This window comes from Micromonospora sp. CA-259024 (assembly GCF_050936255.1).
Lineage (GTDB): Bacteria > Actinomycetota > Actinomycetes > Mycobacteriales > Micromonosporaceae > Micromonospora.
This window is the reverse complement of record NZ_JBNJND010000001.1, coordinates 3891650-3912100: the sequence shown is the minus strand read 5'-3', so window position 1 is coordinate 3912100 and position 20451 is coordinate 3891650. Positions and strand designations below refer to the sequence as shown.

The window sequence follows — 20451 nt, the reverse complement described above, 5'->3', positions numbered from 1 at the left end:
TGCCGGACGATGACCCGTCGGCCAGCCGTACACGGTGACGGAAGGACGGTCGTTGTCGATCATCGACCTCGGCGAGCTGCGGCACGGGCAGGACCCGATTCCACTGCCCCGACCACCCCGGGCCAACGGCCGACCGCTGCGTCTCGCGCTGGTCCTGCTGCTCGTCCTGGCCACCCTCGCCTCCGCCGCCGCGCCGCCGCCCCGGCGGGCTGTGGTGACGCTGCCGGGCTCGGCCGGGGCTGACGTCGTGGTCCTCGGTGACCTGCTCGTGGCCATTGATGGGGCCAACGACGTACAGAAGCCGCAGCGGCTGACCGCGTTTCGGCTGCCCGGCGGCGACCCGGTCTGGCAGGCGTCGCTGCCGACGGCGGCGCGGTACTGGGCAGTCGCACCACTGGCCGGGATGCTGCTGGCCACCGGGTACGAGATCGGCCCCGAGAGTCAGGGTGCCCTCACGGTGGCGTTGGACCGGGCGACCGGCGCGTACCGGTGGCAGCAACCGGGCAGCGCCAGGAGGCTGGCCGACGGCAACCTGCTGCTGCAGACCGGCGGCGATGACGAGCCGCAGAGCCTGCGCGTGGTCGACCCCTGCTGTGGCACCGTGCGCTGGCAACTACCCGACGCCGCCGACTGGATCGATGTCCGGGACACCGGCCCCGGGGTGGACCGGGTGGTGCTCAACCGGGTGGACGGCCCGACCGAGGTACGCGACGCGAGCACCGGCGCCGTGCTGGCCCGGGCCGACCTGCGCCCGGCCGGCGGCGGGACGCTCGGGTACGTGGCGGTGGTGAACGATCTGCTGCTGACCGTCGGTGAAGACCCGGTCAGGGTCACCGCCTACGGGCTGGACGGGCTGGATCGGCGCTGGAGCGGCACATTCGGCCGAGTCGACTTCGTGGAGGACTGCGGCCCGGTCCTGTGTCTGCAGAGCCGCACCGCCGAGCTGCGGGCGGTCGACCGCGCGACCGGTGAGTTGCGGTGGCGCGGCGACCGCTGGGCGTGGGCGTCCCCACTCGATGGACGGCTGCTGACCAGCACGTTGGACAGTTCGGAGACCGCGCTTCAGCAGTTCGTCGTGCTCGATCCGATGACCGGCCGGGTGTTGGCCGAGCTGGGCCGTTGGGAGCTGGCCCAGTTCGGCCGCGACGGCCCGCTGATCGGCGTGCGCCGGCACCCGGACGGTGGGCTGCTCGTCGCGGAGCTGGACGTCCGTGCCGGGACAGCGCGCATGCTGGACGTGCTCCCGGATGCCACCGGCGAGTGTCAGGTGATCGCCGACCAACTACGGTGCCGGCACGTGGACGCCTCGTTCAAAGTGTGGGAGTTGCCCGACTGATCACCAGTTGGCCTGGGCGGGCGGCGGGGGTAGCGGCACCGACGCGGGTCGCAGCACGTACGCCACGCCTCCGCTGCCGCGCTGCCAGACCGCCTCGAACGGCCGTCGGGGCACGGTGCGACGGACCGTGTCGTCGTCCGGGGCGTACGGGTCGTTGAGCACCGGGTCGCCGTCGGTGGTGAAACCGACAAGCACCATCAGGTGCCCACCGGTGTCGTAGGCGAGCCCCGGCACCTCGTCGGCCCGGAACGCGGCGGAGACGATCAGGGGGATCCCGGCGGCGATGAACGCCTCCGCCTCGACCAGCGACCGTAGCCGGGTGACGAACGCGTCCACCCCGTGCAGACCGGCGTACGCGGTGTTGAACGGCCAGTTGCCGGCCCCGGCGTACGCGTGGTCGTAGCAGTGCCGGGCGGCGTGCACCACCACCGGACGCGGGCCGGACGGCTCCACCCAGGCGTAGTGCTCCGGCGCCGGCTCGGCACCCCAGTAGGCGAGCACCATCGACGTGCAGGTGGGGCTGCACCAGGAGTCGCCGCCACCACCCCACTGCGGGTACTGGCCGGCGTGCAGCCGCTGCGAGTAGCGGGGAACGTCCAGCACCCGGCCACGGGCGGCGGTCGAGGCGGGCTCCCGCTCGTCGGTCGGGCCGGTCAGGGTGGGGCCGGTGGCGACCGCGCCGATGCTGCGCAGCAGCGGGCCGGTCGGGCTGCCGGGCGGCCGGCACAGGGTCACCCGCGCCTGCCAACCGGTGACCGTCGCCCCGGTCAGGATCAGGGTGTCGGTGTCGACCCGGGCGTCGCCGTCGCGCTGCCCGGGCACCGACGTGCGTCGTACCGCGTTGTCGTCGGCCGCCCAGCGGGCCAGCCGGTACCAGTCGGTGCGGGGCGTGTCACCGTGCCAGCCGCGCAGTTCGACCTCGATCCAGCAGCCGTCCGGGGTGTCGGCGGTCCAGGACGGCACCACCTCGGCAACCGTGAAGCCGACCCGCACCGGCGGTGACGTCCACCTGCCCCGCTGGACGGCACCGTCGAGGGCCAGCCCCCGGGCGGTGGCGAGCAGGCCCACGGCGCTGCCGGCCGTCGTGTCCGCCGGCAGGTGGAAGCCCCGGTAGGCGATGTTCCGCCGGGTGGGTGGTGCCGCGATGGTCATGACAGGTCCGTCCGTCGCTCGGTGCCGGACAGCATCGCGTACGCCGCGATGGTCCGCAACGCCGACCGGCGCGGGCGGCGAGGGACGATGGTTTGCCAGCCGGCACTAGGTTGTCGGTGGTCAGCAGCGAGGAGGCCGGGATGCGGGTACTGGTGGTGGAGGACGAGCGCAACCTCGCCGATGCGATCGTGCGCGGGTTGCGCAAGCGGGGAATGGCCGTCGACGTGGCGTACGACGGGGACGCCGGTCACGAGGCGGCGTTCGTCACCCGGTACGACGTGGTGGTGCTGGACCGCGACCTGCCCGGCGTGCACGGTGACCAGATCTGCGCGGACCTGGCCGCCTCCGGTGCGCTGACCCGGGTGCTGATGCTCACCGCGAGCGGCACCGTCGCCGACCGGGTGGAGGGTTTGCAGCTCGGCGCGGACGACTACCTGCCCAAGCCGTTCGCCTTCGACGAGCTGGTCGCCCGGGTGCAGGCGCTGGGCCGGCGGGCCACCCCGGCCGCTCCGCCGGTGCTCGAACTGGCCGACCTGGTGCTCGACCCGGCCCGCCGGGTGGCCACGAGGGCGGGGGTGCCGGTCGACCTCACCAACAAGGAGTTCGGGGTGCTCAGCGAGCTGCTCAAGGCGCGCGGCGCGGTGGTCTCCAGCGAGGAACTGCTGGAACGGGTCTGGGACGCGAACACCGACCCGTTCACCACCATCGTCCGGGTCACCGTGATGACGCTGCGCCGGAAGCTCGGTGACCCGCCGCTGATCGAGACGGTGGTCGGCGCGGGTTACCGCACGGCCGAGGTGGGGGCATGAGCCGCCGGTTGCGGCCCACCCTGCGGTTGCGGCTGACCCTGCTCAACGGGGTGCTGCTGATCGGCGCGGGGGCGATCCTCGTGCTGCTGGCCTGGCTGCTGGTTCGTGACGCGTTGCGTCCCACCGACGAGCTGCTGCCGGGCACGACCGTGGTGCTCGCCGACGGTCGGTCGTTGGACGCCGCGCAGTGGCAGCGGCAACTGGTCGACGCCGCGTCCGGGGAACTGCTGGCCAAGGGGCTGGTCGCGCTGTTGGCGATCAGCGTGGTCGGGGTGGCCGGCGCGTACGCGGTGGCCGGTCGGGCGCTGCGCCCCCTGCACCAGGTCACCGCGACCGCCCAGCGGCTCGGCGAGGCGACCCTGGACCAGCGGATCGGCTACTCGGGCGCCGACGACGAGGTGGCCGAGCTGGCCAAGACGTTCGACGCCATGCTGGACCGGATCGCGTCCGCGTTCGAGGCGCAGAAGCGTTTCGTGGCGAACGCCTCGCACGAGTTGCGTACCCCGCTCGCCGTGATGCGGACCGAGATCGACGTGACACTCAGCGACGACGACGCGGACACCGCCGAGTACCGCCGGATGGCCACCGTGGTCCGCGACGCGTCCGAGCGGGCCAACGGCCTGGTGGACGCGCTGCTGGTGCTGGCCCGCAGCGAGGCGCAGGCCGGGCGGCGGCTGGGCCGGCGCACCGAGTGTGACCTCGCCGCCGGCACCGCCAACGCGTTGTCGGCGATGCGCCGTGAGGTGGAACGGATCGGCCTGCGGGTGCAGACGTCACTGGAGTCCGCACCGGTGGTCGGCGACCCGGGGCTGCTCGACCGGCTGGCCGGCAACCTCATCGAGAACGCGGTCCGCTACAACCACCTGCATGGCCGGCTCTGGGTGCGTACCGGCACCGACGGCGACCGGTCCTGGCTGGTGGTGGGCAACACCGGTTTCGAGGTGGACCAGGCCGACGTGCCAGGGCTGTTCGAGCCGTTCCGGCGCGGCGGCCGGGAACGCACCGGAGCCCGCGGCTCCGGCCTGGGGCTGTCCATCGTCCGGGCGGTCTGCGACGCGCACGGCGGCACGGTACGGGTGATCGCGCAGCCCGGCGGTGGCCTGGAGGTGACGGTCACCCTGCCGTCGGCGGACGCTCCGGCGGTGAACGGCCCGGTGTCCATCCCCGGCTGAACGGGTTGCGTCTGGCGCTCGGCCGATGGCAAGATCCGTGGGGTCAGCTCGAGGTCGAAGGGGGGTGCGTCGATGTCCACCATTCCTGGCTCCGCACCCCGGGTCTCCCTCGGCTGACCCCCGGAGGCGGAGCGTCCCATCCAGCACGGAGGGAACACCCGTGTATCCACGGATCCGCAACATCAGTTTCGACTGTCACGACACGTACGCTCTGGCCGGCTTCTGGGCCGCCGTGCTCGGGTACGCCCGGCACTCCGAGGACGCCCCGGGTGACCCGGAGGCGGCCCTGCTGCCGCCGGACGACGCCACCCCCAACCTGTTCTTCCAAGAGGTGCCGGAAGACAAGGTGACCAAGAACCGGCTGCACATCTGCCTGGAACCTGCCGATCGGACCAGGGACGAGGAGGTCGAGCGGGTGCTCGGCCTCGGAGCCACCATGGTCACCGACCGACGGAACGCCGACGGGACCGGCTGGGCGGTGCTCGCCGACCCGGAAGGCAACGAGTTCTGCGTGCTCCGCAGCGCCGGGGAGCGTGTCTCATCCACCACTGTGGAGGACCAGCCGTGAGTTCGATCATCCATAACATCAGCATCGACTGTCACGACACGTACGCGCTGGCCGGCTTCTGGTCGCAGGTCTTCGACTGCCCCCGGCAGCCGGACGACTTCCCCGGCGACCCGGAGGCGATGCTCCTGCCGCCGGGCGGCCCGGAGGTGCTGTTCATCGCGGTGCCCGAGGGTAAGACGGTGAAGAACCGGCTACACCTGGACCTGCAACCCGCCGACCGGACCCGGGCCGAGGAGGTCGAGCGGCTGCTCGGCATCGGCGCGGTGCACGTGGCCGATCACGTCGGCCCGACCGGTGGGGGTTGGGTGGTGCTCGCCGACCCGGAGGGCAACGAGTTCTGCGTGCTCGGCAACGCGGCCGAGCGGGCGGCGGCAGCGGCGGCGCGGGCCGCAGCGGAGGTTGCCGAACCGGCCTGACCGCTGGCGGACGGCACGGGGCCCCGGTCACCCGAAGGTGGCCGGGGCCCCGGTCGTACGGCTCAGGAGCGCTGCTCGACCTGGCCCCGGATCGTGGTGAACTCGGCCTTCGCCTGGTCGGCGGACTTGAAGTACATCACCACCATGCCCAGGCTGCCCTTGTCGGCCCAGACACAGATGCCCAGCGGCACGCTCTCGGCCTTGCCGTCGCCGCAGCGCGCCTCACCGCCGAGCGGGCCGGCCTCGACCGGCGCCATGTTGGTCAGCGTCAGCTCCTTGGAGAGACCGTCGATGGCGCCGTCCAACTCCTTCTTCGGGTCCGCCAGCAGCCCCGACACACCGGCGATCATGACCATGTCCTGCTTGGTCGGATCCCCGTAGAAGGCGCCGACGGTGCTGGTCTCGCCCTGCACCTCCGCCTTCATCCCGGCGACCAACTGGTCGGCGGCCGTCTGCAGCTGCGGATCGGTGATCTTCGGCCGGCCGGCGAGGGTGGCCGGCGCGACCACCCGGGTCTTGGTGGCGTCGACGACGTCGCCCACGTCGTCCTTCACCGCGAACCAGGTGATCGCCGCGCCGCCGAGGCAGAGCACCAGAACCACGGCCAGCACGATCAGCACGATCCTGCCGGCCTTCGACTTCTTCGCTGGCGGCGGGCCGGCGGTCAGGCTCGGGTCACCGTAGGGCTGACCCGGCTGCGCAGGCGGGAAGCCCTGCTGCTGCGGCCAACCACCGGGCTGCTGCGGCGCCGGCGGGTAGCCCTGCTGCTGCGGCCAACCACCGGGCTGCTGCGGCGGGTTGGGGGAATCGTGCGGCGGGCCGTAGGGGTTGGCCGGCGGCTGGGACATCAGTCAGCTCCAAGTTGAGGATGCAAAGTGCGTGATCTTAACGCGGTGAGGATCCCGGCGTTGCCCCTGCACACGCCCCCTTCGGCGGCCGACTGATCACAAACGGTCGCGGTGGTCGGCCCGTCCATCAGGGACGGTCCGACCACCGCGACGGTGGGGCTGCGATCGGTCAGGCGGGCAGGCTCGCGGCTCCGCGCGGCAGGAACCGCCGGCCGGTGACCCGCTCGCTGGTGCCGGTCCGGTCCAGGTACGGCGTGACACCGCCCAGGTGGAACGGCCAACCAGCGCCGAGGATCATGCACAGGTCGATGTCCTGTGCCTCGGCGACCACACCCTCGTCCAGCATCAGCCGGATCTCCTGCGCGAGCGCGTCGAGCGCGTTCTGTCGTACCTGCTCGCCGGTCAGCGGTTGGTCACCGACGACGAGCAGCTTGGCGACCTCGTCGTTGACCTGGTCGTCGACCACGATCGGTTGGCCCGAGTCGGCGATCCGCCTGAGGTTCTCGCTGACGCCGAACCGGTCCGGGTACGCCGCGTGCAGGGTGCCGCCCACGTGGTACGCGACGGCCGGGCCGACCAGTTGGAGCAGGGCGAGCGGGCGCATCGGCAGACCCAGCGGGTCCAGTGCGCTGTTCGCCACGTCCAGCGGGGTGCCCTGATCGACAGCGGCGAAGACGGTGCCCAGGAAGCGGGTGAGCAGCCGGTTCACCACGAACGCCGGGGCGTCCTTGACCAGCACGCTCGATTTCTTGAGCTGCTTGCCGACGGCGAACGCGGTGGCCAGCGTGGCGTCGTCGGTCCGCTCACCCCGGACGATCTCCAGCAGCGGCAGTACCGCCACCGGGTTGAAGAAGTGGAAGCCGACCACCCGCTCCGGGTGCTCCAGCTCCGCGGCCATCTCGGTGATCGAGAGCGAGCTGGTGTTGGTGGCGAGCACCGCCTCCGGGGAGACGATCTTCTCCAGCTCGGCCCAGACCTGCTTCTTGACGCCCAGGTCCTCGAAGACCGCCTCGATGACGAAGTCCGCATCGGCGAAGGCGCTCTTGTCGACCGTGCCGCTGACCAGGCCGTACAGCTTGGCGGCGGTGCCCTTGTCCATCCGGCCCTTGGTGACGGCCTTCTCGATCTGGGTGTGCACGTAGCCGACGCCCTTGTCCACGCGGGACTGGTCCAGGTCGGTCATCACCACCGGCACCTGGAGGCGGCGGGCGAACAGCAGCGCCAGCTGGCTGGCCATCAGGCCGGCGCCGACGATGCCGACCTTGGTGATCGTGCGGGCGAGACCCTTGTCCGGCGCACCGGCCGGCCGCTTGGCCCGCCGCTGCACCAGGTCGAAGGCGTACAGACCGCTGCGCAGTTCCTCGGAGAAGACCAGGTCCGCGAGGGCCTCGTCCTCGGCGGCGGTGCCGGCGGCGAAGTCGGCGTCCTTCGCCGTCTCCAGCAGATCGAGGGCCCTGTACGCGGCCGGGACCGCGCCGTGCAGGCGCTGGTTCAGCGTCTCCCGGGCGAAGTAGAGCACGCCCGCCCACATGTCCCTGTCGACCTCGGGCCGGGTCACCGTGACCTGACCCCGGACCACGCCGGCGGCCCACTCCAGGGATCGCTCCAGGAAGTCGGCCGGCTCCAACAGGACGTCCGCGATGCCCAGCTCGGCGGCCTGCTTCGGCTTGAGCATCTTGTTCTGCATGAGCGGGTTCTGGATGATCACCTGGGTGGCGGCGGGGATGCCGATCAGGTTCGGCAGCAACTGGGTGCCGCCCCAGCCGGGCACCAGGCCGAGGGAGACCTCGGGCAGGGCCAGGGCCGCCGCGCCGCCGGAGAGCGTCCGGTAGTGGCAGTGCAGCGCCAACTCCAGGCCACCGCCCATCGCCGCGCCGTTGATGAAGGCGAAGGTGGGGACGGCGCTGTCCTTGAGTCGGGCGAAGACCCGGTGGCCGAGCCGGCCGATCTCCAGCGCCTGCGCGCGGTCGGCGAGCTGCGGCAGGCCGACGATGTCCGCGCCCACGCAGAAGATGTACGGCTTGCCGGTGACCGCGATGAACGCCGGGTCGGCGGCGAGCGCGGCGCTGATCGCCTCGTCCAGGCTGGCCAGCCCACCCGGGCCGAAGGTGTTCGGCTTGGTGTGGTCGAAGCCGTTGTCGAGCGTGATCAGGGCGGCGGGACGGTCCAGCCCCGGCACGTTCACCTGGCGCAGCAGCGCCTTGGTGACGACCTCGTTCGGTGCCTTCACTTGTCGCCCTCCGTCCAGTGCGGGTTCTCCCAGATGACCGTGCCGCCCATGCCGATGCCGATGCACATGGCGGTGAGGCCGTAGCGCACCTCGGGGTGCTCGGCGAACTGGCGGGCCAGCTGGGTCATCAGCCGCACGCCGGAGGAGGCGAGCGGGTGCCCGATGGCGATCGCGCCGCCCCACGGGTTGACCCGCGGGTCGTCGTCGGCGATGCCGAAGTGGTCGAGGAAGGCGAGCACCTGCACGGCGAACGCCTCGTTCAGCTCGAACAGGCCGATGTCGTCGATGCTGAGCCCGGCGAGGCGCAGCGCCTTCTCGGTCGACGGGATCGGGCCGACGCCCATCACCTCCGGCTCCACGCCGACGAACCCGAACGACACCAGCCGCATGGCGACCGGGAGGCCCAGCTCGCGAGCGGTGGCCTCGTCGGCGAGCAGGCTCGCGGTGGCACCGTCGTTCAGGCCGGCCGCGTTGCCCGCGGTGACCTTGCCGTGCGGGCGGAACGGGGTCTTCAGGGTGGCGAGCTTCTCCAGTGAGGTGTCCCGCGGGGCCTCGTCCACCGTGGCCAGACCCCAGCCGCCCTCCGCGTCGCGGATGGACATCGGCACCAGGTCGTCCTGGAGTTTGCCGTTGGCGTACGCCTTGGCGGTCCGCTGCTGGGAGGCGAGGGCGAACGCGTCGGTGCGAGCCTTGGTGATGTGCGGGACGAGGTCGTGCAGGTTCTCCGCGGTCGCGCCCATGACCAGCGCGGACGGGTCGACCAGCTTCTCCGCGATGATGCGCGGGTTGGGGTCGACGCCCTCACCCATCGGGTGGCGGCCCATGTGCTCGACGCCGCCGGCGATGGCGATGTCGTACGCGCCCATCGCGATGCCGCTGGCCACGGTGGTCACCGCGGTCATCGCGCCGGCGCACATCCGGTCGATGGCGAAGCCGGGAACGGTCTTGGGCAGACCCGCCAGCAGCGCGGCGGTGCGCCCGATGGTGAGGCCCTGGTCGCCGATCTGGGTGGTGGCCGCGATGGCGACCTCCTCGACCCGCTCCGGGGGCAGCTGCGGGTTGCGGCGCAGCAGTTCACGGATGCAGCGGATCACCAGGTCGTCGGCGCGGGTGTTGGCGTACATGCCACCCGCCTTGCCGAACGGGGTACGGACGCCGTCGACGAAGACGACATCCCGAACTTCACGGGGCACTTGAGCCTCCTTTTCGACCATCACTCGGCCTTCGTGCCGGCGGGCGGCACTCCGGAACGAATGAGGGTCGCCGACACGGGCACGTTCCCCCGGATGCTACTCGCCAGTAACCAACCCCGTCCCAACCCCCCGCTGTGGCCCACCCCACACCCGCCGGGGTCAGGAGGTCGGCGGTTCCGGGGACAGGGCCGGGGTCAGATGTGGGGTCAGGAGGGCGATCTGCCATTCACGGGCGTTGAAGCCGCGCAGGGTCTCCGCGACCGTCTCCTCGGTGAGCTCCTCCGGCGGGGTCCAGGCCAGCCGGCGGACCGAATCCGGGGTGATCAGGTTTTCCGGCGGCAAGTTGTACTCCCCGGCGATACGGATCACCACCTCCCGGCAGCGAGCCAGCCGACCGGCCGCCACCGGGTCCCGTTCGGCCCACCGGTGCGGCGGGGGCGGGCCCTCCACGGCCGGGGAGACCGGCAGCGAATCCTCCGGCAGCTGCCGGGCTTCGTCGAGAGCGGCGAGCCAGGTGCGGGCCAACCGGCGGACCGACCGACCGCCGAAGCCGGGCAGGGTCAGCAGGGTCTTCTCGTCCTTCGGGTCCAACTCGGCCGCGGCGATGATCGCCGCGTCGGGCAACACCCGACCGGGCGCGGCGTCCCGCCGGGCCGCGATCTGGTCCCGGGCGTACCACATCGAGCGGACGCGGGCCTGGGCCCGCGCCCCGCGCAGTCGATGGATGCCAGAGGTACGCCGCCAGGGCTCCGCGCGGACCCGCGGTGGGCGTGCCCCGGTGCGGACCAGCGCGGCGAACTCCTCCGCGGCCCATTCCGACTTGCCCTGCCGGGCCAGCTCGGCGTCGAGCGCGTCGCGCAGGTCGGTGAGCAGCTCCACGTCGAGGGCGGCGTACGTCAGCCACGACTCCGGCAGCGGTCGGCTCGACCAGTCGGCGGCCGAGTGGTGCTTCTCCAGGGTGAACCCGAGTAGCTGTTCGGTCAGCGCGGCCAGCCCGACCCGCTCGAACCCGGCCAGCCGAGCAGCCAGTTCGGTGTCGAACAACCGGCGCGGGCGCAGCCCCACCTCGGCCAGGCAGGGCAGATCCTGGCTGGCCGCGTGGAGCACCCACTCGGCCTCGCCGATCACCGCGTCCAGCGCACTGAGGTCAGGTAGGGGCAGCGGGTCGATCAGCGCCGTACCCGCACCGGCCCGGCGTAGTTGCACCAGGTACGCCCGCTGGCTGTAGCGGTACCCGGAGGCCCGCTCGGCGTCGAGGGCGACCGGCCCGGTGCCCGCCGCGAAGCGGGCCACGACCTCGGCGAGCTCGGCCGGAGCGGCCACCGGATCAGGGGTGCCGTCACGCGGGGCGATCAGCGGAACGGGCCCACCGTCGGCCGGGTCGGCCCCCTCGCCCGCCGGCTGCGGCTGGGCCGACGGCGGGTGCTGGGGTGCGTTACCCGGAAGTTCTTCGGTGGGCCGACGGCGCAGGGGTGGTTCGTCGGTCACCTGCCAACCCTAGTGCGCGCGGTGATCCGGTGGGTGCAGCCGGTCCGGCGTGTGTCGGTCAGGTGTCCACAAGGTGTCCTTTCGGATGCCGGACATTGGGGGAGACAAAGCCCGTTCGCGCAGGTACGGTCCATCGAGCCGCCGCCCCGCGACACGTGACATGCGAGTTGACGGCGGCGGCTCAGACCACGGGGAAAGGCACGACGATCATGACGGCTGGCTTCGGTTCGGGGGACGGGCGACCGGCGGGCGCCGAGCCCGACGACGTGAGTGGGCCGGTGGCGGGGCGGCCCGGGCCGCTGCCACCGCGCATCGAGCCGCACCCGGGCGCCGGATCGACCTGGCCCACGCCCCCGACCGGCGGCACCGACCCGTCCCGGCCGGTCCCGGCACCCCGCGCTGACCGGCCCGCCCCGCCCCAGGCCGGCCAGTGGGGCGCCTCGCCGGCCCCGTTCGGCACCGCCGCGCCGTACGGCGCGAGCGCTCCGACGCCGGCCGTAGGCCCCGCCGGCTACCCATCGGCCGCACCGGGTTTCCCGGGCGCGGCCTACCCGTCGCCCGGTGGCCCGTCCGGCGCCCCGCCTTCGGCGACCGCCGGGCACCCCGGCGGCCCCGCACAGCCCGGCTGGCCGGCCGCATCGCACCTGGCCCCCGCACCGCACCTGGCCGCCGCACCGCAGTCGGCCGCCGCACCGCAGTCGGCCGCCGGGCCTACCCGCCGCCGCTGGCCGGCCGTGCTCGCCACGGTGGCCGTCGTCGTGCTCGCCGCGGTGGCCGGGCTCCAGGCGTACCAGCTCGACCGGCTCGGTGACCGCCTCGCCGACACCGACCGACGGCTGGCACAGGCCCAGGACGCCGACGTCGCCCGACTCGACGGCCTGGACAAGCGCGCCGAGGCGCTGGAGAAGCAGGCCGGTGCCGCCTTCAACCCGGAGGCCGTGGCCAGCGCGGTGCTGCCCAGCGTGTTCCGGGTCCGAGCCGGCCAGTTCACCGGCACCGCGTTCGCGGTGGGCAAGCCGGCGGCCGGCGGCGGGACCAACCTGTTCACCAATTTCCACGTGGTCGAGGCGGTCTGGGACAGCGGTGGCCGCGAGGTCTTCCTGGAGCGCACCGACCAGCGCTTCCCGGCGACCATCGTCAAGGTGGACAAGGCCAACGATGTGGCCCACCTGCGCGCCAGCGGCAAGTTCACCGGCCTGGTCACCGCGCCCGCCGCGGCGAAGTCCGGCCAGCAGATCGTCGTCGTCGGCGCTCCGCTCGGCCTGGAGGACAGCGTCACCACCGGTGTGGTGAGCGCGTTGCGCCCGGCACAGGGCGGGGCCGGTCCGGCCATCCAGTTCGACGCCCCGATCAACCCGGGCAACTCCGGCGGGCCGGTGATCAACGGCAGCAAGCAGGTGGTCGGCATCGCCACCGCCAAGGCTCGCGACGCCGAGGGCATCGGGTTGGCCGTGCCGATCAAGGTCGCCTGCGACGGTTTCAAGATCTGCTGAGCACCACCGCCGCGCCGGCCGGCGCGGACCCGCCCACCCGAAGGAACGACGATGTCCCAACCACCGCACACCCCGGAGGGTCTGCCGCCGGCCTCCCCGGCGCCGGCCGACTCCGACCCGACCGTGTCGTACGCCGCGGGTCCGCCCGCCGGCCCGTCCGGTGCCGACCCGACCGTGCCACAGCAGCCCGCACCCCAGCCGTACGCCCCGGGCCAGCCCGCACCGCAGTATGGTGCGCCCGCTCCCGTCCCGCCGCAGTACGGTGCGCATGCTCCGGTCCCGCCGCAGCACGGCGGGCCCGCTCCGGTCCCGCCGCAGTACGGCGTTGCGCAGGGCTACCCGGCCAGCGCCCCGCCGTACGCCGGCCCGGTGTCCGCGCCGCCGACCTCCGGCCCCGGCTACGGGCCGGTCTCCGCGCCGCCGACCTCCGGCCCCGGCTACGGGCAGCCGATGTCCGCCCCGCCCGGGATGGCGCCGCCGTACGGCCCGACCGGTGCGCCGGCTGCCGGTCGGGGTCGCGCGGTGCTGGCGCTGGCTCTGGTGGCCGCGCTGCTCTTCGTCGTCAGTGGGGTGATGACGGGGCTGTTCGTGACGAAGAACAACGAGCTGAACCGCACCGAGAAGCGTCTCACCGGTCAGGTCAGCCAGCGCGACGCCACCATCGCCACCAACACCACGGAGATCGCGAAGCTGAAGACCGACCTACAGGCCATGCAGGAGAAGCTCGACAACACCGAGCAGGACCTGACCGGCACCCGCAACGACCGCGACGAGCAGGCCCGGCAGAAGGTGGTCATCGCCAACTGCCTGGACAAGCTGACCACCGCGCTGGGAGCGGCGGCCGCCGGCAACAAGAGTGCCTACGACGCGGCGATGAAGGGCCTCGACAAGGTCTGCGACGAGGCGGAGAACTACCTCTGACCTGCCAGCCTCGCCGGTGCCTTGGTGGGTTTAGGCGGCGCCGGCGGGGCGGCGGTCGGACAGGGCCGTGACACCGGGCGGGGGCAGGCCTGCCGTGGAGGCGAGCAGTGTGCACCAGCCGAGCAGGTGTGGGGTCAGGTCGTCGTCGACCGGTGTCCAGGAGGCGCGGATCTCGATGTCGCCGACGGTCGGTGGGCCGGCAAGGTCGCCGAACCGGGTCGACATGGTCTGTGTCACCGTCCCGCCGATCGCCCGGTGGCCGGCGTCCTGGGCGTCCAACGCGTCGGTCAGCCACGTCCAGCCGACGCCGGGCAGCAGCGGGTCGGAGGCCAGGTCGACCTCCAACTCGGCGGTCACGTAGGTGACCAACCGCAGCGTGCCCTGCCACGCCTCGTGGCCGGCCGGGTCGTGCAGCAGGATCAGCCGGCCGGTGGCCACCTCGTCGCCGTCGCGCAGCACGGTCGCCGAGAGTGCGAACGCGTACGGGGCCAGTCGCTGGGGAGCGCCGACCTCCTCCAGGGCGATCTCCGGCCGGGGCGCCGCCGACCGCAGCCCGGCGACCGCGCGGGCGAACGTCTCCGGGAGCGCGATCGGGGGGGCCATGTCGGCAGCCTATGCCGACGCCCGCCCGCCCGCTTCGACGGCGCGCCGACGCTCACCAAGGGGCACCTGCCCGACGCGGGCGTAAGGAACGGTGCCCTTCCTCTCACCCCCACCCGGGTGGGGGTGGTGGGCGTGGCACGATTGCGGCGATGACCACGGACACCACGGGCACTGTCGCCCGAGACGGAGAATCCCGCCCCGGCGGACCGGCCGACTCGCCCTTCATCCGGGCCTGCCGACGCCGGCCCGGCCCGCACACCCCGGTCTGGTTCATGCGCCAGGCCGGCCGCTCACTGCCGGAGTACCGGGACATCCGGGCGAGCGTGCCGATGCTGGAGTCCTGCCGCCGCCCTGAGCTGGTCACCGAGATCACCCTCCAGCCGGTACGCCGGCACGGGGTGGACGCGGCCATCCTGTTCAGCGACATCGTGGTGCCGGTCGCCGCGGCCGGAGTCGATCTGGACATCGTGCCGGGCACCGGCCCGGTGGTCGCCGAGCCGATCCGTACCGCCGCCGACGTGGACCGGATTCGCCCGATCAGCCGCGACGACGTCCCGTACGTGGACGAGGCCGTCCGGCAGCTGGTGGTCGAGCTGGGTGACACCCCACTGATCGGTTTCGCCGGCGCGCCGTTCACCCTGGCCAGCTACCTGGTCGAGGGCGGCCCGTCCCGAACCCACGCGAAGACCAAGGCGCTGATGTACGGCGACCCGGAGCTGTGGCACCAGCTCTGCGGCCGGTTGGCCGAGGTGACGCTGGCCTTCCTGCGGGTGCAGATCGAGGCCGGCGTGTCCGCCGTACAGCTCTTCGACTCGTGGGCCGGCGCGCTCTCCGAGGCCGACTACCGGCGATTCGTGCTGCCGCACTCGACCTTCGTGCTGAGCGCGCTGGCCGACGCCGGGGTGCCGCGGATCCACTTCGGGGTGGGCACGGCCGAGCTGCTCGGTGCGATGGGTGAGGCCGGCGCGGACGTGGTCGGCGTCGACTGGCGTACCCCACTGGACGTGGCGACCGGCCGGATCGGCCCGGACAAGGCGGTGCAGGGCAATCTGGACCCGTGCGTGCTGCTCGCGCCGTGGCCGGTGGTGGAGGCCGAGGTGCGCCGAATCCTGGACCAGGGCGGGGCGGCCCCCGGGCACGTGTTCAACCTGGGCCACGGTGTGCTGCCGGAGACCGACCCCGAGGTGCTGACCCGGGTGGTCGCGCTGGTGCACGAGCTTTCCAGCCGCCGGGCCGACCAGGGCTGACCGGCGATGCGGCAGCCCTGGCGGGTGGCGGTGGTCGGCGGCGGGATCGCCGGCCTGGCCGCTGCGGTCCGGTTGCGCGACCGCGCACCGGCCGGCACCGAGATCACGGTGTACGAGCAGTCCGGTGCGCTGGGCGGCAAGCTGCGCACCGGCGAGCTGGCCGGCCAGCCGGTGGAGTTCGGCGCCGAGTCGTTCCTGATGCGCGACCCGACGGGCGCCGAGAGCGCTGCGGTGGCGTTGGCTCGGCGGCTCGGGCTGGCCGACCGGATCGTGCACCCCACCGTGGGGCAGGCCGCGCTGGTGATCGACGGGGGGCTGCGCCCCATCCCGGGCGGCACCCTGGTGGGCGTACCCGGGGATCTGGACCGGGTGACCACGGTCGCCCGCCCGACCGCGGACGCCGACACCGACGGCGGTCGGCCGCTGGTCGGGCCCGACGCGGACGTCTCGGTGGGCGCGCTGGTGCGGTCCCGCTTCGGTGACGAGGTGGTCGAGCGGCTGGTCGACCCGATGCTGGGCGGCGTGTACGCGGGCCGCGCCGACGATCTCTCCCTGGTCACCACGATGCCGGCGCTGGCCCGCGCGGCCCGGGTGGAGCACACCCTGACCGGCGCCGTCCGGGCCGCGCAGGCCGCCGCGCCGCGTGCGCCCGGCGCTCCGGTCTTCGGCACCCTGGTCGGTGGGCTCAGCACCCTGGTCGAGGCGGCGGTGACGGCCAGCGGCGCGACGGTACGGCGGGACGCCGCCGTCCGCGAGTTGACCCCGACCGACACGGGTTGGCGGCTCACGGTCGGCCCGACCCGCGACCCGGCGCTGGTCGACGTGGACGCCGTGGTGCTGGCGGTGCCGGCCCGACCGGCGGCCCGGCTGCTCGCCGGCCCAGCCCCGGCGGCGGCGGCGGGTGTCGGCGAACTGGACTACGCGAGCGTCGCCCTGGTCACCCTGGCGCTGCCGCAGCCGCGGCTGCCCGAACTCTCCGGCTTCCTGGTGCCGAGCACCGAAGGCCTGCTGATCAAGGCCGCCACCTTCTTCACCACCAAGTGGGGGCACCTGCGCGGGCCGGACGGGTTGGCGTTGGTGCGCGCGTCGGTGGGCCGGTACGGCGAGGAGGCGCAGCTCCAACGCCCGGACGCGGACCTGGCGGCGACCGTGCACCGGGAGTTGTCGGCGGTGCTCGGCGAACCGCTGCCCGCCCCGGTCGACGGGCACGTGCAGCGGTGGGGTGGCGCGCTGCCCCAGTACGCCCCGGGGCACGCCGACCGGCTGGCCGCCGCGCGAGCGGCGTTGCGGGCCGAACACCCCACTCTGGTCCTCGCCGGGGCCGGCTACGACGGCGTCGGCATCCCGGTCTGCGTCCGCTCGGGCGAGACGGCGGCCGACGAGATCATCACAGCACTGGGAGGATCGGCGACATGACCGAGCAGACCAACGCGGCCCGGTTGCGGGAGCTGAACGACAGCATCCGCTACACGATGTGGTCGGTGTTCCGGGCCAGCGCCCCGTTGCCGGCGCTGCGGGACAACGTCACCGGTGAGGTCGAGGCCCTCTTCGAGGAGCTGGCCGGCAAGGACGTGGTGACCCGGGGCGTGTACGACGTCGCCGGTCTGCGCGCCGACGCGGATGTGCTGATCTGGTGGCACTCCGCGTCCAGCGACGCGCTGCAGGACGTGTACCTGCGGTTCCGCCGCACCATCCTGGGGCGGGCGATGACCCCGGTCTGGTCGCAGATGGCGCTGCACCGGCCGGCGGAGTTCAACAAGAGCCACATCCCGGCGTTCCTGGCCGGTGAGGAGGCCCGCCCCTACATCTGCGTCTACCCGTTCGTCCGCTCGTACGAGTGGTACCTGCTGCCCGACGCCGAGCGGCGCGAGATGCTGGCCGAGCACGGGAAGATGGCCCGCGGCTACCCGGACGTACGGGCCAACACCGTGGCCTCGTTCGCGCTGGGTGACTACGAGTGGATGCTCGCCTTCGAGGCCGACGAGTTGCACCGGATCGTCGACCTGATGCGTGACCTGCGTGCCTCCGGCGCCCGCCGGCACGTCCGCGAGGAGGTCCCCTTCTACACCGGCCGCCGCCGTTCGATCGCCGAGATCGTCAACTGCCTGGTCTGATCCCCGCCGTCCGGCGCCGCGCCCCCGCCCGGGTGCGGCGCCGGACGGGGATCAACTGGTCGTCGTACAGGAGACCAGCGGAACCGGGTTGCTGCCGTTCCACGAGCCGAGGAACCCGAACGTGGTGCTCGCTCCGGCGGCAAGCGTGCCGTTGTGGTTGGCGTTACGCGCGGTGACCAGTGTGCCGTTGGTGCTGACCGTCGCGTTCCACGACGAGGTGACCTGCTGACCGTTGTTGTAGTTCCAGCTCACCGACCAGCCCCGGGTCGGTGAACCGCCTGCGGTCACCTTCACGTCAGCCTGGAAGCCGCCGGACCACTGACCGGTGACCTGGTACGTCGCCGTGCAGGCACCGGCCGGCGGCGGGGTGGTCGGCGGGGGCGTGGTGGGCGGGGGCGTGGTGGGCGGCGGGGTCGTCGGCGGAGGCGTGGTGGGCGGGGTGGTCGTCCCGCCGCCGAAGTCGACGTCGCTGCACAGGTAGTACGACTGGTCCAGGTGGCTGGCCTGCCAGACGGTGTAGACGATGTGCCGGCCGGTGCGGCCCGGCGCGCTGGCCGGGATCTGGATGGAGACACCACCGGTGTCCGGATCCCACTGCGACGCCGGGGTGTTGCCGATCTGACCGGCCAACTCCAGATCGTCCCAGCCGAGCGGCTCGGTGAGCGCGTTGAAGCCCTGCCGGGTCACGTACACCCGGATGTAGTCGGCGCCGTGGCTGGCCTGGTCGAAGAAGCGGACCCGGAAGTTGTTCGACACGGAGGTGGTCTTCCAGGCGCCGATGGTGTCCAGGGCGTTGTAGCGACCGCTCTGGGTGCGCCCGCCGCTGCACAACTGGCCGTTGGGGATGGCGCCCTGGTGGTTGCCGCCGACACCCTCGCGGAACAGGCCGTTCCAGTTCCACATGGCGTTCGGGTCGGCCTGCCAGGCCTGCCAGCACATCGGGTCCTCGGTGGCCATCCGAGGGTTCTGGAAGTCGCCGCCCCAGCGCTGCCAGCAGCCGTAGTTACGCGAGGCGGGGTCGACGACCGACCCGTGCGCGGTGGCGGGTCGGACCAGCGCGGTCGCCAGCGCGGTCGTCAGGAGGAGCGTGGTGGCCGCCGCGATGGCGAACAACCAGAGCACGCGTCGTGATCGGGTGAGAGTGGACACGGAGCCCCCGGGGGATGAGGTCGGACGACGACACCCGGACCGCCGGGAGTTGCCCACTCCCGTGCCTACTCGCAGGCTCCCGCGATGGCTCTACCCGGCACGATGCCAGGCTGATCGTCAGACGTCAATGACGTCCCGGCGCATCGGCGTGTGCGGGATGCCGTCCTCGACGTACTCGGGGCCGCTGACCGCGAAGCCGTGCCGGCTGTAGAAGGCGACCAGGTGTGACTGCGCCTCCAGCACGCAGGGCCGGTTGCCCACCACCTCCAGCGCGGCGGTCATCAGCCGGCCGGCGTGCCCGCCGCCGCGCGCGGCCGGGGCCACCACCACCCGGCCGATCCGGGCGGTGCCGTCCGGGTCGGCCAGGATCCGCAGGTACGCCAGTGGCCCGTCGCCGTCGGTCAGCCAGAGATGCCGGGTGCCCGGTTCCACGTCCCGCCCGTCGAGTTCCGGGTACGGGCAGTCCTGCTCCACCACGAACACGTCGATGCGCAGCTTGAGCAGGTCGTGGAAGGTGCGGGCGTTCAGGTCGGCGAAGGACGCCGTCCGGATCTCGGTGGTCTGCTGGGGCATCCACCGATGGTAGGCCGTGCCGCGCGGCCGCCCCCGTTCACGGTGTGTCCGGTCGGGCCGGTGCCAGGTAGGTGGCGGCCACGGCGGTGAGCAGCAGCACGCCGCCGACGATGACCGGCAGCGGGAGCGGCTCGTGCAGCAGTGCCACCGCCAGCGCCGCGGCGGTGAGCGGTTCGAGCAGGGTCAACACGGCGGCCACGCTGCCCGGGGTGGTACGCAGCCCGGCGTAGAACAGCGCGTACGCCACCGCGGTGGTGACCACGCCGAGGTGCAGCAGCAGTGCCACGGTGTCGAGGCGTACCGGCACGCCGACCCCGGCGACCAGGGCGAACGGCGCCAGGGTCAGCGCACCGACCACGGTGGAGATGGTGGTCAGCGTCATCGGCGCGGTGCGTTGCGACACCTGCCGGCTGATCAGGGTGGTCACCGCGTACCCGAGGCCGGAGCCGGCCGCCGCGAGCAGGCCGAGCAGCGGGGCGGGCGCCGCCGCGCTGGGGTCTGCCGTGGCGCTGGTGATCAGGACGAGACCGGCCACGGCCGCGACCAGCGTGCCGAGTCGCAGCGGGCCGGGGATCCGTCGGGCGCGTACCGACTCCCAGGTCGCGGCGAGCACCGGGGCCAGACCCAGGCTGACAACGGTGGCCACGCCGACGCCGGCCCACGCCACGGCGGCGAAGTAGAGCGCCTGGTAGAGGCCGAGGCCGACGCCGGTGAGCAGCAGCGGTACGGGCGCCGCGCGCAGGGCGGCCAGGATCGCGCCGAGCCGGCCGGCGGTGCACGCCAGCAGCACGAGCGCGGCGATCGCGAGGCGGTGGAAGCCGATGCTCACCGGGCTGAGCCCGGTGCTCTCGCGCAGGAGTTGCACCGCCACGCCGGTGGTGCCCCACAGCACGCCGGTGACGGTGATCTGGATCAGGCCGGTGCGGGCCCGGTGGACGGCCGGCGCCAGGGCGGCCGGACGCGCGGTACGAGAGGTGGACACGAATGCGCTCCGAAGGGTGAGCCGTTGACGGGGACGACGTCGACGGAGCGCGTACGGCGAGGTGGCCGAGCCGGGTCAGTCACCCGCTCGGTGGAAGGCGCGGCGCTCCGGTCAGGAGCGCGGCGGGGGCAGAACGCCCAGCAACGGCCGCATGGGG

The 20451-nt window shown here is 73.2% G+C and carries 19 protein-coding genes; 10 read left to right on the top strand and 9 right to left on the bottom strand.

Annotation, left to right across the window (positions count from 1 at the left end; translation table 11 throughout):
- Window positions 1-52: 52 nt before the first annotated feature.
- Window positions 53-1336, top strand: coding sequence for a PQQ-binding-like beta-propeller repeat protein (locus ACQEUX_RS17265; protein WP_433048406.1), 1284 nt, complete (start codon window positions 53-55; stop codon window positions 1334-1336).
- On the opposite strand, the gene ACQEUX_RS17260 is transcribed toward ACQEUX_RS17265, so the two are convergent.
- Window positions 1337-2488 (bottom strand): peptidase C39 family protein, encoded by a 1152-nt coding sequence (locus ACQEUX_RS17260; RefSeq protein ID WP_433048403.1) that lies wholly within the window; start codon window positions 2486-2488, stop codon window positions 1337-1339. It abuts the gene before it with no gap.
- Window positions 2489-2628: 140 nt separating this feature from the next.
- On the opposite strand from ACQEUX_RS17260, the gene ACQEUX_RS17255 reads away from it, so the two are divergent.
- From ACQEUX_RS17255 to ACQEUX_RS17240, 4 genes are all read left to right on the top strand, one after another.
- Window positions 2629-3297, top strand: a complete 669-nt coding sequence (locus ACQEUX_RS17255) for a response regulator transcription factor (RefSeq protein ID WP_433048400.1) — start codon at window positions 2629-2631, stop codon at window positions 3295-3297.
- Window positions 3294-4469, top strand: coding sequence for a sensor histidine kinase (locus ACQEUX_RS17250; RefSeq protein ID WP_433048397.1), 1176 nt, complete (start codon window positions 3294-3296; stop codon window positions 4467-4469). The genes ACQEUX_RS17255 and ACQEUX_RS17250 overlap by 4 nt, the downstream gene beginning before the upstream one ends.
- Window positions 4470-4629: 160 nt before the next feature.
- Window positions 4630-5037 (top strand): VOC family protein, encoded by a 408-nt coding sequence (locus ACQEUX_RS17245; RefSeq protein WP_433048394.1) that lies wholly within the window; start codon window positions 4630-4632, stop codon window positions 5035-5037.
- Window positions 5034-5453, top strand: a complete 420-nt coding sequence (locus ACQEUX_RS17240) for a VOC family protein (RefSeq protein ID WP_433048391.1) — start codon at window positions 5034-5036, stop codon at window positions 5451-5453. The genes ACQEUX_RS17245 and ACQEUX_RS17240 overlap by 4 nt, the downstream gene beginning before the upstream one ends.
- 62 nt (window positions 5454-5515) lie before the next feature.
- Here the strand turns inward: ACQEUX_RS17240 and ACQEUX_RS17235 are convergent, their stop codons facing one another.
- The 4 genes from ACQEUX_RS17235 to ACQEUX_RS17220 all read right to left on the bottom strand — a co-directional run bounded on the left by ACQEUX_RS17235 (window position 5516) and on the right by ACQEUX_RS17220 (window position 11212).
- Window positions 5516-6301, bottom strand: coding sequence for a hypothetical protein (locus tag ACQEUX_RS17235; RefSeq protein ID WP_433048388.1), 786 nt, complete (start codon window positions 6299-6301; stop codon window positions 5516-5518).
- 169 nt (window positions 6302-6470) lie between these two features.
- Window positions 6471-8531, bottom strand: a complete 2061-nt coding sequence (locus ACQEUX_RS17230; RefSeq protein WP_433048385.1) for a 3-hydroxyacyl-CoA dehydrogenase NAD-binding domain-containing protein — start codon at window positions 8529-8531, stop codon at window positions 6471-6473.
- The gene (locus ACQEUX_RS17225) at window positions 8528-9724 is read right to left on the bottom strand and encodes a thiolase family protein (RefSeq protein ID WP_433048382.1); all 1197 of its coding nucleotides are present in this window, start codon (window positions 9722-9724) and stop codon (window positions 8528-8530) included. Before ACQEUX_RS17225 ends, ACQEUX_RS17230 begins: the two co-directional genes overlap by 4 nt.
- 159 nt (window positions 9725-9883) lie before the next feature.
- A complete protein-coding gene (locus tag ACQEUX_RS17220; RefSeq protein ID WP_433048379.1) occupies window positions 9884-11212 on the bottom strand; it encodes a ribonuclease D in 1329 nt (442 codons plus the stop codon).
- Between the two features lie 209 nt (window positions 11213-11421).
- Here ACQEUX_RS17220 and ACQEUX_RS17215 point away from each other — a divergent pair, with 209 nt between their 5' ends.
- Together ACQEUX_RS17215 and ACQEUX_RS17210 are read left to right on the top strand one after the other, a co-directional pair.
- Window positions 11422-12705, top strand: a complete 1284-nt coding sequence (locus ACQEUX_RS17215; protein WP_433048376.1) for a trypsin-like peptidase domain-containing protein — start codon at window positions 11422-11424, stop codon at window positions 12703-12705.
- 51 nt (window positions 12706-12756) lie between these two features.
- Window positions 12757-13626, top strand: coding sequence for a hypothetical protein (locus ACQEUX_RS17210; protein WP_433048373.1), 870 nt, complete (start codon window positions 12757-12759; stop codon window positions 13624-13626).
- A 30-nt stretch (window positions 13627-13656) separates the two neighbouring features.
- Here ACQEUX_RS17210 and ACQEUX_RS17205 read toward each other — a convergent pair whose 3' ends face one another.
- Complete coding sequence (locus ACQEUX_RS17205; RefSeq protein WP_433048370.1) at window positions 13657-14229, bottom strand: DUF3000 domain-containing protein; 573 nt, start codon at window positions 14227-14229, stop codon at window positions 13657-13659.
- Between the two features lie 149 nt (window positions 14230-14378).
- Here ACQEUX_RS17205 and hemE point away from each other — a divergent pair, with 149 nt between their 5' ends.
- The 3 genes from hemE to hemQ are packed head-to-tail and all read left to right on the top strand — an operon-like array spanning window position 14379 to window position 17590.
- Window positions 14379-15476: a uroporphyrinogen decarboxylase gene (gene hemE / locus ACQEUX_RS17200; RefSeq protein ID WP_433048367.1), complete on the top strand. Its 1098-nt coding sequence runs from the start codon at window positions 14379-14381 to the stop codon at window positions 15474-15476.
- A 6-nt stretch (window positions 15477-15482) separates the two neighbouring features.
- Window positions 15483-16892, top strand: a complete 1410-nt coding sequence (hemG, locus tag ACQEUX_RS17195; protein WP_433048364.1) for a protoporphyrinogen oxidase — start codon at window positions 15483-15485, stop codon at window positions 16890-16892.
- Window positions 16889-17590 carry a hydrogen peroxide-dependent heme synthase gene (gene hemQ / locus ACQEUX_RS17190; RefSeq protein WP_433048361.1) on the top strand — a complete coding sequence of 234 codons (702 nt, stop codon included), beginning with the start codon at window positions 16889-16891 and terminating at the stop codon, window positions 17588-17590. The genes hemG and hemQ overlap by 4 nt, the downstream gene beginning before the upstream one ends.
- A 51-nt stretch (window positions 17591-17641) precedes the next feature.
- On the opposite strand, the gene ACQEUX_RS17185 is transcribed toward hemQ, so the two are convergent.
- The 3 genes from ACQEUX_RS17185 to ACQEUX_RS17175 all read right to left on the bottom strand — a co-directional run bounded on the left by ACQEUX_RS17185 (window position 17642) and on the right by ACQEUX_RS17175 (window position 20294).
- The gene (locus tag ACQEUX_RS17185) at window positions 17642-18703 is read right to left on the bottom strand and encodes a lytic polysaccharide monooxygenase auxiliary activity family 9 protein (protein ID WP_433049910.1); all 1062 of its coding nucleotides are present in this window, start codon (window positions 18701-18703) and stop codon (window positions 17642-17644) included.
- 153 nt (window positions 18704-18856) lie between these two features.
- Window positions 18857-19312, bottom strand: a complete 456-nt coding sequence (locus tag ACQEUX_RS17180) for a GNAT family N-acetyltransferase (RefSeq protein ID WP_433048358.1) — start codon at window positions 19310-19312, stop codon at window positions 18857-18859.
- Window positions 19313-19349: 37 nt separating this feature from the next.
- Complete coding sequence (locus tag ACQEUX_RS17175) at window positions 19350-20294, bottom strand: DMT family transporter (protein WP_433048355.1); 945 nt, start codon at window positions 20292-20294, stop codon at window positions 19350-19352.
- Between the last annotated feature and the right edge of the window lie 157 nt (window positions 20295-20451).

Excerpts from the sequence above, each read along its gene's own strand:
- hemQ (WP_433048361.1), top strand. The coding sequence starts at position 16,889 with ATGACCGAGCAGACCAACGCGGCCCGGTTGCGGGAGCTGAACGACAGC.
- ACQEUX_RS17215 (WP_433048376.1), top strand. The coding sequence starts at position 11,422 with ATGACGGCTGGCTTCGGTTCGGGGGACGGGCGACCGGCGGGCGCCGAG.
- ACQEUX_RS17180 (WP_433048358.1), bottom strand. The coding sequence starts at position 19,312 with ATGCCCCAGCAGACCACCGAGATCCGGACGGCGTCCTTCGCCGACCTG.
- ACQEUX_RS17205 (WP_433048370.1), bottom strand. The coding sequence starts at position 14,229 with ATGGCCCCCCCGATCGCGCTCCCGGAGACGTTCGCCCGCGCGGTCGCC.
- ACQEUX_RS17250 (WP_433048397.1), top strand. The coding sequence starts at position 3,294 with ATGAGCCGCCGGTTGCGGCCCACCCTGCGGTTGCGGCTGACCCTGCTC.
- ACQEUX_RS17255 (WP_433048400.1), top strand. The coding sequence starts at position 2,629 with ATGCGGGTACTGGTGGTGGAGGACGAGCGCAACCTCGCCGATGCGATC.
- ACQEUX_RS17235 (WP_433048388.1), bottom strand. The coding sequence starts at position 6,301 with ATGTCCCAGCCGCCGGCCAACCCCTACGGCCCGCCGCACGATTCCCCC.
- ACQEUX_RS17260 (WP_433048403.1), bottom strand. The coding sequence starts at position 2,488 with ATGACCATCGCGGCACCACCCACCCGGCGGAACATCGCCTACCGGGGC.
- hemG (WP_433048364.1), top strand. The coding sequence starts at position 15,483 with ATGCGGCAGCCCTGGCGGGTGGCGGTGGTCGGCGGCGGGATCGCCGGC.
- ACQEUX_RS17210 (WP_433048373.1), top strand. The coding sequence starts at position 12,757 with ATGTCCCAACCACCGCACACCCCGGAGGGTCTGCCGCCGGCCTCCCCG.
- hemE (WP_433048367.1), top strand. The coding sequence starts at position 14,379 with ATGACCACGGACACCACGGGCACTGTCGCCCGAGACGGAGAATCCCGC.